This is a genomic window from Anabaena sp. UHCC 0204, from assembly GCF_009711975.1.
GTDB lineage: Bacteria > Cyanobacteriota > Cyanobacteriia > Cyanobacteriales > Nostocaceae > Dolichospermum.
In genome coordinates, this window is record NZ_VIKW01000019.1 from 92,689 (window position 1) to 112,564 (window position 19,876).

13 protein-coding genes are annotated in these 19,876 nt (G+C 37.9%); 4 read left to right on the forward strand and 9 right to left on the reverse strand.

Features of this window, described 5'->3' with window-relative positions; genetic code table 11:
- Window positions 1-6 precede the first annotated feature (6 nt).
- Window positions 7-1,005 (forward strand): cyanophycin synthetase, encoded by a 999-nt coding sequence (locus FJR04_RS16285; protein ID WP_168496609.1) that lies wholly within the window; start codon window positions 7-9, stop codon window positions 1,003-1,005.
- A 3-nt stretch (window positions 1,006-1,008) separates the two neighbouring features.
- On the opposite strand, the gene FJR04_RS16290 is transcribed toward FJR04_RS16285, so the two are convergent.
- The 7 genes from FJR04_RS16290 to FJR04_RS16320 form a co-directional block, all read right to left on the reverse strand.
- Window positions 1,009-1,359, reverse strand: coding sequence for a hypothetical protein (locus tag FJR04_RS16290; protein ID WP_168496636.1), 351 nt, complete (start codon window positions 1,357-1,359; stop codon window positions 1,009-1,011).
- Between the two features lie 331 nt (window positions 1,360-1,690).
- A complete protein-coding gene (locus tag FJR04_RS16295) occupies window positions 1,691-4,447 on the reverse strand; it encodes an isopeptide-forming domain-containing fimbrial protein (RefSeq protein ID WP_168496611.1) in 2,757 nt (918 codons plus the stop codon).
- Between the two features lie 90 nt (window positions 4,448-4,537).
- Window positions 4,538-6,670, reverse strand: coding sequence for an OmpA family protein (locus FJR04_RS16300; protein ID WP_168496613.1), 2,133 nt, complete (start codon window positions 6,668-6,670; stop codon window positions 4,538-4,540).
- A 54-nt stretch (window positions 6,671-6,724) separates the two neighbouring features.
- Window positions 6,725-10,546: a TonB-dependent receptor gene (locus FJR04_RS16305; protein ID WP_168496615.1), complete on the reverse strand. Its 3,822-nt coding sequence runs from the start codon at window positions 10,544-10,546 to the stop codon at window positions 6,725-6,727.
- 65 nt (window positions 10,547-10,611) lie between these two features.
- Window positions 10,612-12,084: an SdrD B-like domain-containing protein gene (locus FJR04_RS16310; RefSeq protein WP_168496638.1), complete on the reverse strand. Its 1,473-nt coding sequence runs from the start codon at window positions 12,082-12,084 to the stop codon at window positions 10,612-10,614.
- 199 nt (window positions 12,085-12,283) lie between these two features.
- The gene (locus FJR04_RS16315) at window positions 12,284-12,841 is read right to left on the reverse strand and encodes a DUF11 domain-containing protein (protein WP_168496617.1); all 558 of its coding nucleotides are present in this window, start codon (window positions 12,839-12,841) and stop codon (window positions 12,284-12,286) included.
- A 90-nt stretch (window positions 12,842-12,931) separates the two neighbouring features.
- A complete protein-coding gene (locus FJR04_RS16320) occupies window positions 12,932-15,577 on the reverse strand; it encodes a hypothetical protein (protein WP_168496619.1) in 2,646 nt (881 codons plus the stop codon).
- A 1,098-nt stretch (window positions 15,578-16,675) separates the two neighbouring features.
- Between FJR04_RS16320 and thrC the strand changes: the two genes are divergently transcribed.
- Window positions 16,676-17,980, forward strand: coding sequence for a threonine synthase (gene thrC, locus FJR04_RS16325; protein ID WP_168496621.1), 1,305 nt, complete (start codon window positions 16,676-16,678; stop codon window positions 17,978-17,980).
- 99 nt (window positions 17,981-18,079) lie between these two features.
- Window positions 18,080-18,355, forward strand: coding sequence for a MoaD/ThiS family protein (locus FJR04_RS16330; RefSeq protein ID WP_168496623.1), 276 nt, complete (start codon window positions 18,080-18,082; stop codon window positions 18,353-18,355).
- A gap of 6 nt (window positions 18,356-18,361) precedes the next feature.
- On the opposite strand, the gene FJR04_RS16335 is transcribed toward FJR04_RS16330, so the two are convergent.
- Window positions 18,362-18,751: a hypothetical protein gene (locus tag FJR04_RS16335; protein ID WP_168496625.1), complete on the reverse strand. Its 390-nt coding sequence runs from the start codon at window positions 18,749-18,751 to the stop codon at window positions 18,362-18,364.
- A gap of 235 nt (window positions 18,752-18,986) precedes the next feature.
- On the opposite strand from FJR04_RS16335, the gene FJR04_RS16340 reads away from it, so the two are divergent.
- Window positions 18,987-19,472, forward strand: coding sequence for a DUF2996 domain-containing protein (locus FJR04_RS16340; protein ID WP_168496627.1), 486 nt, complete (start codon window positions 18,987-18,989; stop codon window positions 19,470-19,472).
- Between the two features lie 84 nt (window positions 19,473-19,556).
- Here the strand turns inward: FJR04_RS16340 and FJR04_RS16345 are convergent.
- Window positions 19,557-19,876, reverse strand: a 320-nt coding sequence (locus tag FJR04_RS16345; RefSeq protein ID WP_168496629.1) for a DUF2726 domain-containing protein, incomplete at its 5' end; no start/stop codon positions are given.

A 19,876-nucleotide genomic window follows, 5' to 3' on the forward strand; every position in this document is an offset into this window, starting at 1 on the left:
ATAAAAATGTTAATAACATCAATCATCCAAAAAGTAGCATTGCAAATAGGGGCTGTAGTTTTAGTTGAACCAGAATATGGTTTTGTAGGACATATTACGTTTAAAAATGGTAAAAAGTCAGTTTTTAGTTATGCAAAATTTAATATTAACGGTTTTGCTTCAGCAGAGTTAGCAAAAGATAAAGCTTATGCTAATTTTTTCCTGAAGCAGTTTGGATATAGGGTAACAGAGGGAAATACATTTTTTAGTGATAAGTTATGTGCTAAATTAGCCAAGCCGAGAAATATTGATGATGGATTTAATTATGCTCAAAAATTAGGATTTCCTGTAATTGTTAAACCATTAAATCTTAGTCAAGGAATCTTGGTGACTAAGGTATATAATCAGACAGAATATTATGATGTAGCTCATAAAATATTGCAAATTAAATCAGGATTGATTGTTGAGAAATTTTACAATGGTAATGACTATAGAATTGTTGTTTTAGATAATGAAGTGATTGCTGCTTATCAAAGAATTCCCTTGTCTGTTGTTGGTAATGGTAAATCTAGTATTTGGGAATTGCTACAACAAAAGCAGGAAAGATTTTTGAATATGGGTAGGAAAAGTGGGATTAAGTTTGATGATTTCCGCATTCCCCAAAAATTACAAACACAAAATCTTGATGGGGATAGTGTTATCCCTAATGGTGATATCGTCTACCTCTTGGATAGTGCTAATTTATCCAGTGGAGGTGAAGCAGTGGATTTTTCTGAAAGTATCCATCCTGACTTTCAACAATTAGCAATTAATATTACTAAAGATATAGGATTGAGATTGGCTGGAGTGGATATCCTCACTCATGATATCACTATGCCAATGGTAGATTATACCTTAATTGAAGTAAATGGTTCTCCTGGTTTATCTCACTATGCTGCTAGTGGTGAGATAGCAGCAAAAAGGGTGGAAGGATTGTATGCAAAAATTCTTAAAGCATTGGAAAACGATAGTGTTGGTGGTATTTAAGAGTTACAAATTTTTCCCTAGTAGTGATTCCAGTTCCCCTGATAAATAGTTCATATCTGCTACTCTGGCTACAAGTAAACTATCATTGCCGGCATCTTGTAACCGAGATTTCCAATAGTTAATACTTTCAGCATTATTCATCCAAAACTCAATTACTGTATCTACGACTTGATCTAAGTTCCAACCCCATTTGACAGGAACTGGTTCTATAGATGCTAGGAACGCATCTAATGTGCAAGTATGAGTTCCTAAATATTCTATTCCTTGATGTTGTGGTTGAACTAAACTCTGTTGTTGGTGGTTAAAAAAATGCAATACAGGAGACACACCTATCAAATTGAAGCTGTATTTAATCATTCTAGTCCTCCTAATGAATTCATCAATTGCCGTGAAACCTGAGTTTTTGGCAAAAAAACTATTGAGGAAAAGTCCGTTAACTCCATCTATAAAAGTAGAATTTCTGCCTACTACATCAGTTTCCAAATTAATTGAATAACTAGCACTCAAGCCTTGTGAGTGCTAATTTCTATTTGGTTGTTACATTGTATTATTAAACAATATATGGCATTAATTCCAGGATGTAAATGATTTTTAATATTCTGCCAGCAAGAATAAATTTTTTAAAAGATTTAGGAAAAGGAAATCAGCGATTCCTTTCCCAATTTCTGCAAAAAGTCTATTACACCTATTTCACTTGGCCACGGAAGCGCACAAAGCCATAAGAATTAACTGGAGTTCCAGAACCAGTAGCAGGAGGTAGATTAAGTAAAGTAGTTGAATTAGTAATATCCACTACTACAGCACCATTAGTATTACTCCCACAGGAAGTTGGTGTAGTGGCATCATTAGCTGGATAAAAACTACCCCGATCTGTATCTATTGCATTACTTAAGTAAGCCGTAGGGGTAGAACTACCTACCGCCAAAGCAATACCCTGTATTGTTGATGAAGCACCATCATTAGGAGTTAAACCATTAAAAGCGTTAGGGATAAAAGTCACATTGTTTGGTACTAAATCACAAAATTTGACGTTTTTTGCGGCTGCTAGACCATTAGAAAGGAAATAAATAGTGTATTCTAATTCATCACCCGGCTGCACAGACCCAGCGTTAATTAAGCCTTGTAAGTAGCTGTTAGGCCATTTAGAATCATCATCATCAGCATCATTGGGTGCTGGAACATAGTTGGTAGCGTTAGGGTCAGCACTACTGCCATCAATTAGATCAGTTAATACTTGATTGTTAATGCGGGTAATCCGTTTAACTAATACTAATTTTGGGGGAAGAGAAACTGTGGAGACTGTAAACAAGGTAAGATCATCGTCTGCGGTACTAGCAGGATTGTTACCTGTATTTATACCGTCGTCAACAGTTTGGAGAAAATAATTGCTAACCGTGGGTGGATTAGTCGTAGCAGTAGCAGAATCTGCATCTGTCAATACAGTACCAACTGCTGCTAAGGGATTATCGGGTGTATTAAACTTAGCACTACCTTGATTAATAATCGGATTACCACCATTATCATTATTAATTTTGGCAGTAATTTTAATTGTAATTGTGTCTCCTACTCGCAAAGTTCCACTATTAGTTAACACTCCAGAGCCATTGTAAGTATTGTTGAGAGTGATATTATTACCGGAAGTGGCACTAGAAATAATTGCATTTTGAAAAGTTAGTTGTGAGGGCAAATCATCTGTAATTACAAAATTAATTGCATCACTATTACCAGGACTGAGGTTAGAATAAATAATAGTGTATTCGACAGTATCGCCTACAGTAACAGTGCTACTAGTATCAATATCCTCTAAAAAGCGTACTGATTTAGTACCTTGAACATTAGCTTTCTGGCTCGTAGTAATTACCAAATCTGTAAATACAGCTTGACTAGGGAAAAATGTCCAAGTGTCTATACCTTTGAAATCACCATAGTTATTAGTAAAAGAGTGTCTATATAAAGGATTACTACTGTCTATCCCTCTAGCCGCATTACGAGGGTTACTAGCTCCAGTACCATTTAAGTCTATATTTGTCCCATTAGCCGTCGTATAATTATCGTCATTGTAATAAATGGTGGAAGCACTGATATTTTGCCCATTTTGATCGAGAATATTAGGGAATGCTGATGGAGGGTTTTCCATTTTGATTATAAGCCCTGAAGAGTTATTCTCAGCATCAAGCAAGGGAAAGTGATATTCACCTGATCTAGTCGTAATTTGGGCGTTATAGGGCTGATTTAAAGGTCTGGCTGCTAGTGCTACCCCACTAGCGTTCTTCCCATCCCATGACACCACTGTTTGCCCAGCAGACATCACATTTTGTAATACTCGGTCTACACTAGGATCAAAAATGCCATCAATATTAGTATCAATAATAATTTGATAATAACCACTAGTAGTTACATCAAAACTAAAATTGCCTCCTACGCCCACAAAAGTCTGGTTTCCACTACCACCATTCCCACCTGTAAAGAGAAAATTTTCAGGTTTTGGTGGTGATATTGGTATGATCGGAACTCCTAACGTAGCTAGTGTCACGTCAGCAGGACGGTTAAAGAAAATATAATGGGTGATATCTGTGGCTGTATCTGCAAGAGTTGGGTTTTGAACATTCACATTACCAGCGAAGTTCAGATCATTATTGGTAGCACCAGCAGCAGAATGGTAAAGAGTAGTGTTATTTGTTTTGTCAATGAATCCTCGACTATTCGCAAAAAAGATGAAAGCGAAGGGATCAATTCCATTCATATTAGTTTCATATCTATACCCATCTTTAGTTTGAATATAAAGCCTGGAGTTGAGTCCTACCCCATTTCTTCCCATATTTAGGGCGATATAGTTGGCAAATACCCGTCCTGTTTGGGAATTTCCGCTATTAGTATCTCTAACTGTAATATCCCAAGCTGCCACCGTGGCTCTTTGATTATTATCTATGATAAATGCGGCTGTTGTCGTCACAGCAGGAGGATCACCTGACAAACTCGGAGCGCGAAATTCGACTTCGTAAATACCACTTTCTGAGGCTATGAAGCTACAAGGAGTATAACCACCTGTATTGGGTAAAGGACCAGCGCTTTCTTTAGCAAGGGTGTCAATTAAGCCATAACCAGTAGATAGCACATTGCAACTACCATTTTGACTCCCAGCGGGACTTCTATAGACAATATCTTCAATCCCATTACTACTTGTATGCACACTAGAGCCAAGATTGACGGTTTCTCCTGCGTTTACCACAACTTTAAGGAGCGTTTGCCGAGGAATACCCGCAGCAGTTGAACTTGCCCATTCTAGGTAAGGTCTGTGGCCACCATTAGTCACCAATTCTTTACTTCCTTCAGCCCAGCTAGGTTGTATCCCTTGTCCCCAAATACATCCAAAAAAGACCAGACTAGCAATTAATTTACCTGAGTAGTTATTTAGTAATGGTAGTTTCGTTGTAGCATTCATATTTTCAAAGTTCTTGTTGATGATTTCATTACAGATAAATTAAGTGTTTATACAAAATTAATTACCTGAATTCTGGGCTAAACTGTCTCCTTATTCCAACTGTAAATCTTCTTCTTGTACTATTACTTCAATACCCCGAATATCTTTAAAAATAAATTCTGAACGACGGTTTCGGGCATGATCTAATTTACTATTACCAGGTGTTAATAGTTCGGTTTCTCCCAAGGAACGAATTATCATTCTTTCTGGTGTAATCCCTTGACGGATGAGATAATTGCGGGTGGCTTTGGCGCGATTTGCTCCCAGTCGGATATTATATTGATTACTAGCACGATAATCGGTATGTCCATAAATTTCTACAATGATAGAGGGGTTTTCTCGTAACACTTGAGCAATTTTATCCAGGATTTTTGCACTAGCAGGACTAATATTATATTTGTCTAAAGCAAAGTGGATATTTTTGGGAACTTTGAGTTTTATGGGTGCATTGGGTATTTTTGAAACTTCAGGTGGTTTGATTGGTGGTTTTATACCAACTACAGATATTAAACATTCAGAAGATGGAGGATAAGCTCTATTTTTATTGCTAATAATGATAGGTTTATTAATGTCAATGGGGCGAATTACCGCCGGATAGGATGGTTCAGATGTTCCATATTGAGGTATAGTAGCGATCGCACTCACTCTATCTCCTGGTTGTAAATCATCTAAATTAAAGCTAAACTTGCCTTGATTATTGGCGGTAGTTCTTGCTAATGGTTCACTCAAAAAACCATAACCACTTTTACCAGTAATTCGATAAATATCAACTTGAGCATTAGGTTCAGCTACACCATCAATACCAACTTGAGAAGTAATTCCTGAGAAAAATTCAGAACTCAGAAATCTAGGGCTATTAATTGCACCATTAGCTGTATCTAATCTTCTATTGGCAGAATCACGAAGAGGATTAGGTCCATCACCATTTTGAAAATCCCCTACTCCTGTATTATGCTGATGATTTAGGTCTATACTTAATCCTTCTAAAAAATGAAATCTATTACTATCAATGATATTTCTATGACTTTGCGGATAGGATGTAATCACTACTCCTGCTCCTGCTTGATAACTAATTTTATTCTTATAAATTTCATGATCATTACCCATTAAATAAACAGCCGCTCGGCGAAATCTTCTTCCATTATATTTAATTTCATTATTAAAAATTTTAGTAGATCCTTGGGGTTTAAAAGCATAAATTCCACTACCATCATTTGCACAAATTAAATTTGATTTAATCTCTGATTTATCAATATTACCATCTAAACGAATAGCATCAGGTATCCCCGCTAAACCATTACCGATAATGAGATTGTTAATAATCTGCATTTTGGTGGCTTGCCAACCTGTAATAATGCCACTACCATCATGATAGGAAATACGATTACGCTCAATAATTGTTCTCTCAGAATTAAACACAGAAATGCCAAAAGCAGAGGTATTTTCTGGCATTGTTCCATCAGATTTAATCCCTAACCAATTTTTTTCAATGATGATATTTTGAGGAGGTGGGTTATTTTCAGTTTCAGGAATTTTTCCCACAAAAGATTTTAATTTAATTGTATGGGGATGAGTAAAAGTATTAGCAATAAAAATATCTGCTGGTGGTGTACTTGCGGTATCTCGATGAGAGGAATTAAAACCATAAATACTCAACCCACGAACAGTTATATTATCAGCAGTAATAGTTAAACCACGAAATACTTCGGCGTTATCAGCAGGTGTAATACTAACTATGGGTTGAGGAATCTTAATTTCCGCTGTGGGAGATTCTTCGCCATTGTATCCTGGTTGGCTTGTACCATCAACCAGTAAGCCAGGACTAGCTAGAGGTGGTAAGACTTCTTGCAGATAAATGGTAGTTTGTTCTGGTGGTAAATTAAATCTGATTCGAGAGTAAGCAGTTGTATTAATTTGAGTTTTTTCAAAATTACTTAATTGCTCAATTTTCAAAGTACCGTTAACTAGAGAAATAGCTTCTCGCAATGTTAATTTATCATCAGGTGTAATTGCTCCATCTTCATTACTATTAACTATAACATCTACGCTTGTTATCATCGGTTGTGATAAAGCCAGATGCGGAAATATTAATGATGCTAAATAAGCCAATATAGAGAAATTAATAAATGTTAAATTTGGCTTTTTCTGCTGCTTTACTATCTGTCGTTTTTGATGTTTTTTCATAAAATATTGGCTGATATTATCTAAATATTTAAAGTTGATATTGATGATTGAGTATTATTTTTGAACTACCTTCTTGATTGAAGATTCTTGTTGTTGTGGTGGTACAACTCGTTGTAATCCGAAACCATCAAATAGTTCATTGAGTTTTAAAGTCAAACCGAGATAGGGACCACCCGCAGAACGAGTTCCTGAAAAGTCTGGATCATCAACTTTACCAAAGGCATAACCAGCAGCAAGGCGTAAATTAGCTGTTAAATAATATCCAGCTTCAATCACAAAACCTGTTTCCGAATAGCTAGATTGACCTATTAATCTGGTTTCACCTACGATATCTACCTTATATCCGGGGCGATAGGTAACGCGAAATTGTCCTAAGCTGACTGTACTTGTCCCTGTCAGATCCTTAGCCAAATAGGATGTACTGTTTCGCATTGCCAATTTGCTGTAAAATTCCCATTGCCAGTTAGGTGCATATATGCCTTCTAGGGCAAAGGTATGATCTTCTGAACCAGAACCAGTACCTTGTATAAATGTTTCTGGTCTTGTGGAGGGATTTTGACGGTATTCATAACGTAATAAGGCGTTAAATTTATCGTTTTTGGGGTTGCGGTAGGCTAAACCAACTTTGAAGTTGATAGTGTCTCCTAAGTCTGTGATAGTTTGATTGGAAGAACTAGCTTGCTGATATCGTGCTAGTCCTGTGAGGGCGGAGGAAATTTTACCTAATGCACCTGCGGAAATGACTGTGTTACTACCACTGGAAGAGTCTCGACGTTCGTACCGCGCACTGGCTTGGAAGGCGGGGTTATCGGTGTATTCTAAGCCGATGCTGTAACTGTCACCACCTCCAAAACTCATGGATGATGCACCTTGTCCGAAGGCGTAAGGCTGGGCAAATTGTTGTCCAGTGGCTTGACGTTTAAAGAAGCTACCAAAAATATGTTCATAGGCAAGATTTAAGCGTAATCCCGGCAAAATTGCCCAACGGTTGTTTAAACCGATCGCTCCTTGGGTGGTCATTTCGTTCGCACCACCAAGGATGGAATAACGACCGGTGATGGTGGTATCTGTGCCGATTTTTTGTTCACCGTTGACGTTTAAGCTGGTGATACCGTTACCGTTATATTGTCCACCGCTAAAATATTGTTGTGTGAGGCTGACATTTACACCTTTGATGGCTTGCCAATTGAGTCCAAATAGGGTTCTATCTGGATAAATGCCATCTTGTTGAGAAGATAATGTCCGTTCGTTTTGGGCTAAGAATGTCAGGTTAGTAGCTAGAGGATAACTAAAGCGCGATCGCAATTGTTGGGAACTACCATTAAGATTTTGAAAGGCTATCCTATCTGTGCGATCGCGGGAAATCCAATCTACGTTAATATTAGCTTTACCTAATCTTTGTTGTATCCCTGCCATAATTGTTGTCAAGGAATTATCTACCCGACTCCCTGGAATAGGATCATTCAACGGTAAAAACCGATCTATTTCTGGTAATCTCGGCTGTGGTGCTACACCAAAGTTATCCTCATGGTCATAATTTAACCGCAGATTAGTAGTATTTGTCAGCTTACCTGTAATTTGCGCTCCATAGCGAGTCTGTCCAGGTACAAAACTAATCGTAGCATTATTCGCAAAACCCGGATCAGCCGTTCTATAATAAGCACGACCTTGAACACCACGGAAAAGCTCTCCTTGTAATTCTGCACGATAAGCTTGACCATTAACATTACCGGCTACATCAGAATTATTGCGAGAATGGGCATATTCAGCAATAAATTTACCAACACTACCTAAAGAAATTTGTGTATCTGCACCATAAATTTCAAACTGTCGCAACCCTTGATTTTCTTGTAAATAGGTGGCTGCTAACCAAGAATTTTGACCAGTACCACGACTAAAATCATATTGCAAACGACCTGCATAAATTTGTCCTTCGGCATTTTGAGAATCATATTGATAAGTAGCTACTATCCGTCGGACGAGAATCTGTCCATACTCGTCAATATCTGTACGTAATAATGGTTGACGGAATAATACAGTACCGCGATCATAGTCAATATCATAATCATTCCCCCTGGTCAAAGCAGTTCGTTTAACTACGGTCCCTGGACGGTTAAGTTCTTCTAATTCAATAAATAGGTTTTCACTACCAGGTAATAAAATTCGTCGAGACAGGAAATAATAACCACTTGTCCCATCAGGAGCAATTGTATCCCTTTGGAAGCCTTCAACATTTCTACTATAAAAACCAGTTATTTGTAAATTGCCTAAATTATAATTTGCTTTAAACCCGTGTAATTGTCTAGTAATCGCTGTAAACTCTTGAGAAGACCTAGCAAATTCTTCTGTATTATAATCTCCCCACATCCCATAATCTGGGTTTGCTCCGGGAATTTTGCTCGATCGCTCAAACCGTAAAAATACACTATCTATGGAAGGTGTAACTATACTAGAGGTAGAACTATCACCATAAACAGGATAGTTTTGATCATTAAATTGTAAAGCTCTAAATAATCTGTTCTCACCATTAGTATCTTCATTTAAACTGCGTGAACTATTATAAGCTCCTGTAAATAGCCATTCACCGATTTTACCTGTAGCAAAAATCGCAGAGTTAAACTCTACTTGGGTATTGTAGTCTTTATCTATAGGTAAAAAGTCTCGATAACGACTGTAATAATTAGTACCTCTTGCCCCTACTCTTAAATCTATTACCCCTGTAACTAAACTTGGACGCAGTGCTGTTTCAAATTGTAGTTGGGTATATCCTTCTAAATTTGTTGTAGTTGCTTGAATAGTTACCGTTTGTGCTTTTAAGTCAGCACGTAATGTTCCTTGAAACTCTCCGGCTTTAGCTTCAACTTGAAAACCAGGTTGATCCGGTTTAGCATCTATACCAGCAAATTCACCCGCACTAGATGTTAAGGTAATAATTGCATCTTGCTTAGATATATTCCCATTTTCGTCTAATAGTTTGCCTTCAATGGTTGCTAAAGAACGACCATCCGCAGGAATACGGGTTTCCCGACTGAGGATAGTGAGTTTTTTCGGACTACCTCTGACTACCACTAAAACTGTAATGGGTGGTTCTTGACTACCTACTATCTGAGCAGATATGCTATTGTCCCCTTCTTTTAAACCAATACCATACCAGGTTTGAGTAACGAGGTTAGCTGCTGCGTCTGTTTCTGTGCGTCCAATTAAGTTAATATCAGCTAATTTGTCGTTAATACGTAATTCTACTGTACTCCCTACAGGATACTGTATAATTACTGGAGTTGTTGGTTGGTCGAGAATTGCACCTGGTTGAATATTCAGGATTTTAACGCTATTCGATACCTGGGTAATGGTGGTGGGTGGTGTAGCGTTAAAGTCTAAAGATGGTGCTAGGGGAACAGGTGGTTGTTCTGTTTCTGTGGTGGTTGGTAGTTGGTTCGGTTTGGTAGCTGGGGTATTTGTAAAGTCGAGAGAGGATGCTAGAGGAACAAGTGATTTTTCAGATTCTGGGGTTTTTGGTAACTGGGTGACAGGAGTAAATGTTTCTACTATGGGTGTATTAACTACTGGTTCTACAGCTTTAACTTCTGGAGTTGCAGTAAAATCCAGGGAAGGGGCTATAGGTATTGATGACTCAGTAATTTTTGGTAGTTGAGTTATTGGTGCTGATGCTTCTAACTCGGTGTCTTTGACGGTTGGTGCTAGGTTAGCATCGGCATTTTCTGGTATTTGGGAGTTAACTTCATCACCGTTTTCCGGTTCGGGTTCAGAAGTTGATTCTGGTTGGGTGGTTTCGGCTTTGACTAGAGATGTAGAAAAGAGGACGCTAAATGCTCCAGCGATCGCTCCTAATCGTCTCAGGTTTTTTGGTAGATTCATCTTAGAGGTGGATTTTTCCGCCCCCTGATCATGATTTGGGTTATGATTTGAGTGCAGCCTGGGTTTCATTTTTCGACTTGCTCTTTAAAGCTGGGTGTGACTGCAAAATTCATCCGCACTAAACCACCAGGTGCTAGATGAACTAAGCGAGATTGGCTATTACGTTCGTTGAATTTTCGGTTTGGGGCTAGGGTATAACCAGGAAGACTGGTTAGGTCTAATACTCCTGCGTAGTGTCCTGGTAAGACGTTGGCTACTGAAAATAAGCCGTTAGCATCAGTGGTAATACGGTTGCCATCTTGGAGGTATACGACAGCGTTAGGTACTCCTGGTTCATCATCTTGTTGTTCTCCATCAAAGTTTTTATCAACAAATACACGGCCAATAATCGTACCGGAATCACTAACTATACCTTGCACAATTTTCAGTAGGTGACTAACTGGACCGTCTCTAAGAATTAAGTTAGAGCGATCATCTCTTTGCCCTTGGACTGAGGCGGTATTGCGACCTGTACCCCGTTGAGCATCGTTGGTAAGTTGGGCTGCATAAGCAATATTAAGAATTTGTCCTACTTCCATAGTGATATTGGTATTAAAGTTCACTATGTTGCCTGTATTAGTAGTAGTAATATTCACTGGTTGTCCGTTGATTTCTGCTTTGACTACGTTGGCTAGAAATCGAAAACCTACGGGTAAAATATCAGTGACTGAAATGTTATTAATTGCTACATCTGAAGAGTTTTTTACAGATAAGCGATAGATAACTGTATCTCCAGGTGCAGCGGTGGCGCGATCGCCTGATTTAGTAATTCTGATTTGATTGTTTTGACACAAATTTGTTGATAGTTGTAAAGCGGACAAAATCAATCCTTGTCTCTCAGCATCTTCCACTAAAACTTGTGTAGCTTCTATCTGTTCTTGTCCACTTAAAGTAATAGGTAATCCATCTAAGGACACGGCTGTATAACGTACTTGCCGATTATTCCCACTACCGATAATTTCTTCAATTCTAATTTTTATTCTCCGTTGTTGATAAATAGAATTAGCTGAGGGATTGATTACTAAAATGTATGTTCTACCAGGATTAATTTGACCTTTACCTTCATCAAATAGAAAATTATAAGATCCTGCATAATCGGGCGGATCATTAGGCACAGGAAAGGGATTAATATTATTACTATTGGGTCTAATTCCCAAAGGAATGCCATTACCGGGAAGATCGGGAATTTCTGTGCTAGTTAAATCCACTAATGCTCCTAATTCCACAGAATTATTGTTAGCAATTTCGTGAATAGAAACAGAAAACCCTGTATAGTCTGACAATAAGCGACCATCGCAGCCTAAAATCCTGCCTAAAGGGTCAACTAACCCACTATTAAGGCGATTTTCAGCCGATAAAGATTCGATAACTGTGGTGTTTGCATCTTCTGGTTTATCTGGATCTGTAAAGGTATATTTATAACCTGCTTGGTTAATAAAGTTGTATGTTCTTTCTCTTAATTGAGTTGTAGTTTGTTGAGCATTTCCAGGTGTAACCATAACAGTTTGTAAACTACTGGCCAATAAAATAGATGCCGTGAGTTTTTTGTACCAACTCCTGCTAATAGTTAGTTGTTTGTGAGCTTGAGAATTGTTGATTAAACAACCTTTGTTGGTAAATATCACTGGTTTTGTTATTCAAGGCTTGGGTAGGATTTTTGATTAACAAGTCAGGATCAAGAATTAAATTTTTAATTCTTTATCGCACTTGGGTTTCATAACTTGTTTTAACTGTAGATTTAGGAGATATAGCTAATACTTGTACACGAATATTGGTATAAGCACTGACTGGAGCAGGTTTTGTTTCTGTTTTACCATTTGGTAATTTTACGGTGATTGTGGGATTAGTCACAAAACTACGTCCACCGTCAATACTGTATGTAATTTGAGCCGCACCTGGTGCTTTGATTGACTGCAATACTAAAACTGTACCCTTGGGAATCGGTCCATTGAGTGCTAGGTTTTTGAGGGGGCGATCGCTCTTATTTTCCGCAACTACTGTATAACGCACCACATCACCTGGTTTCACCTTACCTGTTAAAGCTTCCCAAGTAATTTTTTCTTTACCTTGTGCATCCTTAGTAATTACCTGCTTTTCACCCTGTAATTGGACCTGTACAGGTTTTTGTTTTTGGGGAGTTTGAGCAACAGCAATATTGTTTGATTTAATCAGTTTTAATACAGAAACCTGAGTAATAAATGGTAATCCAGCAATTAAAGCAACTGCACCTAAACTGGCAAAACTAAAACGTTTCATAACATCACCTTCAAAAAAAGAAATGATCAAAATAGGAATTGATAAGTAGGGGTTCAGTAATACTAAACCCTTATAAAACCGACAAAAACCCTAGTTCACCTTACGTCTAAAAGTAAAGGTTCTTTCTACACCAGGAGCTATCTGAACAGTGATACTATTCTCATACTTAGTAACATCCGTAGCTTGTGTAGTTCCTGTTGTTGCTGCGCCAGCAGAACTAGTAGCTGGACTACCACTAAAATAAGTAATGGTTGCACTAGCAGGTACAGAATCTACCGCACTATTAGCAACATTACTAGTATCAATGATGCCATTTGCATCTTGATCTAACGCCCAATTACCATTAGTTCCAGTACCATCTTCAGTAATTGTCAGTCCGGAGACATTCAAGATCACATTATTGGTAGCAGGTGCTGTATTAGTCTCAGAAGCAATATTCTTGTAACGGATTTGATACTCAATAATTTCTCCAGGTTGAGGATTTCTGGGTACGTCATTACTTATATCAGCATCAACATTAGGAGTAGTAGCAAAATCACTTTGACCAGATCTTGGTGCTGGTAAAGCATTACCACTAGCATCTAAAATGCGAGAGAATTTTACCAATTTCAAGAAGCCTGTATAGACTCTATTAATGGTGGTATTTTGAATGTCATTGGCATCTAAACCAACAGTACCACTATCAATAAAGGCTGTAATAGGAACTGGATAGCCCCTTTCAATATCTGTAGAAAGCTGTGTACCTGCTGGTAAATCTACGGCCACAGTATAGTTAGCCGTATTTGTAACACCAGCAGGAACATTAATTACAACATCTGCTGTACCAGCAGTGCGAGTAAATGTTCCCGATGCTTGGTCATAGGTATATGTTGCGGTATTAGCCGCATTGTTGAAATCAGTAATTTTTACAGTGGTATTATTTGGTAAATCTGTATTTAGGGCTGGTCGAGTAGGCAATAATGTAATGTTAGATGCAGCAGAACCATCATTTCTGACAGTGTTAGTAAACGCTACCGAAGCCGGATCAATTGTGCTACCAGGGGCTGTATTTGCAGGTACAGCAGAAGATTTGTTAGTGAAGTCATCATTATTATTTGTCGGACCTACCGCAGCAGGTTGACCACTTGGACCATTGAGGAGAGCGGCAGTATCAATTGTGAATTGATTAGCTTCACCAAGTGGTCCAGCACCATCGTTACCATTATTGGTAGTTTCTGTACCTGTTTCTGGAGTAGCTGGATTATCTATATAACCATCATCAACAGCCGTCTCGTCTATCGTATCAGGAACACCATCACTATTACTATCAGTACCAGGGAAGCCAGTACCAGGTTCATAGTTACTGGGGTTGTTGTCTCCAGACTCTTCGTAAACAGGTAATGTACCCGGAGTATTTGGAGTGTTAGTACCCCCAAACAATTGGGCAATATTTGCAATACTTAGAGGTGCAGTAGCTGTTAACTTCACTTTAACTGTGACAGAGAAGCCAGTTACTGATGTACCAGGAGCTACAGAAGTTAGAGTAGCTTTGTTAATAAAACCTATACGAGTGACTTGTGATAATGCGTCACCACCTTGTAAAGTACCACCTAGATCAAAACGTTTCCATAGTGCTTTATTGGCATCTTTATACCCACTAACGTTTTGATCCGCAGGTTCGATAGTATAAACAGCTTCCCAGTTTGCATTGGGTGGAGTAGGTGCTGCATTTAATTCCGTATCTTTAGGAATCGCATCAGATATTAAAATGTATGGTGTAGAAGGATTAGCATTACCATCAATATTAATACCGTTGATACCTTGCAGTGCTACTGGGGTAATATTTGTACCTGCTGGTGCAGTGGTAGCAACATTAAGACTTAATCCATAAGTAACAGTATCATCTGTGACATTTGAAGGTGTACTGTTATTATTGTGATTGCTGCGTGTTTTCAGTAAAGTTGCCAAGGCGTAATCTTTAGCACCAACAGTGGCCGTCTGATTTGCAGATGCTTCTTTTTCCCCTCCTAATGGTGATCCATCCACATCATTAGTATCGGAGTCAGGTAAATCTTTAGTGCTAAGTTCTTCCGTTGCAGTAGTAACATTTGATGGTTGGTTTTGAGTATCAGGATCAGGTGTATTACCTAATTGCACGTTAATAGTTGTTCCTGGTGTAGCAGCAGGATTAATTGTTACTGGTACACGAATTAATATAGTACCAACTGGAACTGTAGTTGATGGTATATTCTGTGCTGGATTGTAAATAGGAATTGTGGATGTTACTGGGGTTGTGGCAGATGAAATCCAGTTTTGTCCACCATCTATACTATATTCTATAGTTCCTACTGTGCCTGCACCTGCCACTGATTCTGCAAGTGTTACTGTGGTAGGAATATTAAATGTAGTAGGATCGTTACCAATGTTAGTAACTTTAAAGTTGTAGGTTAATACATCTCCTATTTGAATTGTACCAGCCGTATTGTCACTTATACCATCAGCAACTGCATTAATACCAGTTACTTCGGCTACTGTTACTGTTACGGTATTGGAGGTAGCTGGTATTTTTGTCCCTGGAACATTGGGATCTTCGTATTCAGCGGTAGCTGTGTTACTTATACTTGTCCCCGCAGCAGTACCATCGGCCAATGCAGGAGTAATAAAGGGAAAAATTCCATTAGTAATAAATGCTGTAGCAACTAAGGCACGCAACACCCGGAATTGCCGCTGTTTTAAGGTTTTTTTGGTAGAATGCATCTGAAAACTATACCTGGTTAGTAGAAATAAAATGGAAAGACTTGTTGTTTACAGCTATTTAAAGAATGGGACACCAAATCAAGTTTTATTGCCTGTATTTGGCGAATTTTTAGTTAATAACCAATTAGGCATTTAATTTACTTGATCCTTCGTCTTAGACAGGAACAAGGATTCTTGTATCAATTAGCAACTTTGCTTAAACTTGTCTCCCTTAGGGTTAACTACATTTAGAGCAATTTTTGCTAAATAAAATTGAAAATCGTGATTATTTAGATATTTTTCACGATTTTATAATTTCAGTAGATTACTTACTCTCATGGTCAATCATAAACACTTTATGACTATACCTTTGAAGTATCCCAAAATATACTCGATGCCAAAAAAAATTTACAAACTCTTCATATTTTCTTCAATAAAATTACATAGAAACCACTGAGGTGTTTCAGCGCAAATAATTATTAATTTGTAAATTGGTTTTGTGACACTATTTAAACAGTCATCCAGGCAGTTTTATACATTTATATAGTTTACGTAGGTATATAAGATATTAAATACAGGTAGGATTTGTATCCAGAAAATATGCCCAGAAAGCTTTTTAGAGAGAGCATCCTAGCTGTAGAATGCGTCAGATAATACATTACAAAAACATTAGCAAAACTAAAATTGAGAATAAATTCGCCAGGTGCATCAGTCATAATTTACTTTCATGTTTATGGAGTTATCTTGTGACACTATCTTTAAGTGGTCATTTAATACAGTTACAAGACGTACAAGCTTGCGGATAGTTAACAGCAATTGTCGGGTAAATAGACATCTCTCATAAATATCATACCCAAATATAGTAAGTAACAGGTGCTATATCACGGGGACAGAGTTGAAAGTCTCTTTGTGTATAGGTTTGATCATTAGTTAATGTCCTAAATTACTTTATCCGTTGCTATATCTGAAATCTTCTGCGAAAAATCCCGGATTTTAGTTCAGCTTATTTTTAGTTTCAGAAAATTAATCCCGACAAAAATAGTCGGGTATGTTTGACGTGTATTTTGCCTCGTGCTAGTATCATTTCAAAGTTGACGGACATCCAGGGAAAGCGAACTTATGACTCAGGCGATTACAAACCTCAACCAAGCCAACACTTCTATACTAAAAGCCTTGAAGTGTAAAGAATGTGGAGCAGAATACGAGCTAAAAGCTACTCATGTATGTGAGTTGTGTTTTGGACCGTTGGAAGTCAAATATGATTACAATGTGCTGAAAAGCTTGGTAAGTCGGGAAACTATCGAAGCTGGTCCTAATTCCATTTGGCGTTACCGTCACTTTTTGCCCGTTGCCACTGATAACTTTATTGATGTGGGAACAGGAATGACTCCCTTGGTGCGATCGCACCGTCTTGCCCGTCGCCTGGGTCTAAATAAACTTTATATTAAAAACGATGCCGTGAATATGCCCACCTTGAGCTTCAAGGATCGGGTGGTGTCAGTAGCACTTAGCAGAGCCAGAGAATTAGGTTTTACTACCGTATCTTGTGCTAGTACAGGTAACTTAGCAAATTCTACAGCCGCGATCGCTGCCTACGCTGGTTTAGATTGCTGTGTATTCATCCCTTCTGACTTAGAAGCTGGTAAAGTCATTGGTAGTTTAATTTATAGTCCTACCCTGATGGCAGTTAAAGGCAACTATGATCAAGTCAATCGCCTTTGCTCAGAAGTTGCTAATACACACGGTTGGGGTTTTGTCAATATTAACCTCCGTCCTTACTACTCCGAAGGTTCTAAAACATTAGCCTTTGAAGTTGCCGAACAACTAGGTTGGGAATTACCAGATCATATAGTTGCACCTTTAGCTTCTGGTTCTTTGTTCACTAAAATCTATAAAGGTTTTCAAGAATTTGTAGAAGTGGGCTTAGTAGAAGGTAAAGACGTTCGTTTCAGTGGCGCTCAAGCGGAAGGTTGTTCTCCCATTGCCACAGCATTTAAAGAAGGTAGAGACTTTATTCAGCCAGTTAAACCCAATACAATTGCTAAATCCATTGCTATTGGCAACCCAGCAGATGGGGTATATGCTGTAGAAATAGCTCAAAAAACCAACGGTAATATTGAATCAGTTAATGATGCAGAAATTATCGAAGGCATTAAACTATTAGCAGAAACCGAGGGCATCTTCACAGAAACAGCAGGTGGTACAACCGTTGCTGTTCTGAAAAAATTAGTAGAAGCTGGCAAAATTGACCCAGATGAAACTACAGTGGTTTACATCACTGGCAATGGTTTGAAAACCCAAGAAGCAATTCAAGGCTACATTGGCGAACCTTTGACAATTGATGCCAAACTAGATAGTTTTGAACGAGCTTTAGAAAGATCCCGCACACTTGATCGCTTAGAATGGCAACAAGTTCTAGTTTAGAAGCTTTGGCGGTTAAAAACCGCAGCTATACAAACAAAGTCCACCTCCGTGGACTCAATAAAAATTAAAGCTCACTTACTAACAATTAACGTTTAAACAATGGCCGTAAAAGTTTTAGTTCCCACCGTTCTACAAAAGTTTACAAACGAGCAAGCTGTCCTAGAATGTAGTGGTAGTAATATTTCTGAATTGTTTGATTACTTAGAAGTCAGCTATCCTTCTATGAAAGGGCGTTTGCGTAAGCCAGAAGGAGAGCCTTTACGGTTTTTGAATTTCTATGTCAACAGCGAAGATATCCGCTTTTTACAAAATACGGAAACACCCCTTCATGATGGTGATGAAGTGAGTATTGTTCCCGCTGTTGCTGGTGGTTGATAGGAGTCAGGAATCAGGATTTTTTCCCGATTCCCTATTTCCTGATCTAGTTAATTGCGATCGCCATTCTAAATTATTTGGGACACTATTTAAAACTATTCTTTTATAATCTTCGTCTTCTAACTCAATATTTAAAACATTACCAAAATCATCTTTTTTGGTGACATACCAAAACTCCTTACCTTTGTCTGTGTAATAAGTTCCAGCTTTAATTAATCCAGGAACAAAACTACCAGGTGCGCGGATTTCTTTCCAGTTATTTGGCGGTAAGTCTGTTGTAACTTCGATAATATGAGTTAGTGGTATTTGCCAAATCTTATGAAAGCGAACAGCTAAAAGTTGTTCTTTTAAAGAAAATTCTATTTGCAACTTATCGTCAATTATACTTAAATCCATAATTAACCTTGTTAACTTTACGCCAACATTGCATTCCTATAATAGCATTATCCGTTGCCAATTAATTACCCATTACCAGGCTAAACTAGTACATAAGAGCGTAAGTCAACCAACCATTAAAATACTGGAAAAGCCTGTTGAATCAGCTTTTTTAATTTTTAATTATTAATTTTTAATTCCGCCTTGCGGTACTGGTATGTCAAAATAAAAATAACTGACTACCCCAAAATAAGCAATGGCAGAAGAAACTAATCAAAATCAAGCCGGAGATGTAGCTTCTAATCCTGCTGCAACCGCCCCAGAAAAGCCCCCAGTAGAAGCTAAAGCTGCCAAAAAGGAAAAACCTCCCGCTGTGGAAGATAAGCCTTTTGAAGAGTTTATGCAGCAGCACTACCTCCCAGCATTGCAAGAAGCAATTACCAAAGAAGGTGTGCCAGATATAAAGCTGACTTTTGCAAGACAGAAGTATCCTATCATTGGTTTTGATTCAGCGGAAGAATGCTGGCAAGTTATGGGTTCTTGGCAAGAGGGAAAGCGCAAGTTTAACGTATATTTCCCTGATGCAAATATTCAAGGTAAAAAGGGATTTTCCTGTAATGAAGGCAAAAAACCGAGTACCCTGGAATCATTTTTAATTGACGAGCGCAAAACTACTCTAGATTTATTAGTATCTCGGTTAGTATACCGCTTGAACGGACAAAAATGGCTAGGTAGAAATTAGTCAACAAAATTATAAGTAACGACTTCATAAATGGGGTCGTTACTTATTTTTAGATAATTTGACAGAAGAATAAATCATAAATTATTATGCTATGGCTAGAACATTAGCAAAATTAGATGGTTCGCAATAATTTCTAATTAAAGCTTTAGCATTATCTCGTTTTTCTCCTGTGAATAAATTAAATATTACTTCTTCATTTTGGGAGTAAAGATGTAATAAACCAAAGTTTTTAATTCGTGAATAAAGTAGGGGAACTCCTGCTAATTTTAGTAAGTGTAATTTTTTATTATCACGCTCTCTTGCATCATGAGAATCATGATATGTAGATTGAAATTCCACAACTAAACAAGGTTTATAGTCTTTGTTTGTAATAAGAGCGTCTACACTAGAGCTAAAGAAGAAGT

What these genes read in the sequence shown, in the direction of transcription:
- FJR04_RS16300 (WP_168496613.1), bottom strand. Translation starts at nt 6,670, where the DNA reads ATGAAAAAACATCAAAAACGACAGATAGTAAAGCAGCAGAAAAAGCCA.
- FJR04_RS16335 (WP_168496625.1), bottom strand. Translation starts at nt 18,751, where the DNA reads ATGGATTTAAGTATAATTGACGATAAGTTGCAAATAGAATTTTCTTTA.
- FJR04_RS16320 (WP_168496619.1), bottom strand. Translation starts at nt 15,577, where the DNA reads ATGCATTCTACCAAAAAAACCTTAAAACAGCGGCAATTCCGGGTGTTG.
- FJR04_RS16295 (WP_168496611.1), bottom strand. Translation starts at nt 4,447, where the DNA reads ATGAATGCTACAACGAAACTACCATTACTAAATAACTACTCAGGTAAA.
- thrC (WP_168496621.1), top strand. Translation starts at nt 16,676, where the DNA reads ATGACTCAGGCGATTACAAACCTCAACCAAGCCAACACTTCTATACTA.
- FJR04_RS16315 (WP_168496617.1), bottom strand. Translation starts at nt 12,841, where the DNA reads ATGAAACGTTTTAGTTTTGCCAGTTTAGGTGCAGTTGCTTTAATTGCT.
- FJR04_RS16305 (WP_168496615.1), bottom strand. Translation starts at nt 10,546, where the DNA reads ATGAATCTACCAAAAAACCTGAGACGATTAGGAGCGATCGCTGGAGCA.
- FJR04_RS16310 (WP_168496638.1), bottom strand. Translation starts at nt 12,084, where the DNA reads ATGGTTACACCTGGAAATGCTCAACAAACTACAACTCAATTAAGAGAA.
- FJR04_RS16340 (WP_168496627.1), top strand. Translation starts at nt 18,987, where the DNA reads ATGGCAGAAGAAACTAATCAAAATCAAGCCGGAGATGTAGCTTCTAAT.
- FJR04_RS16285 (WP_168496609.1), top strand. Translation starts at nt 7, where the DNA reads ATGTTAATAACATCAATCATCCAAAAAGTAGCATTGCAAATAGGGGCT.
- FJR04_RS16330 (WP_168496623.1), top strand. Translation starts at nt 18,080, where the DNA reads ATGGCCGTAAAAGTTTTAGTTCCCACCGTTCTACAAAAGTTTACAAAC.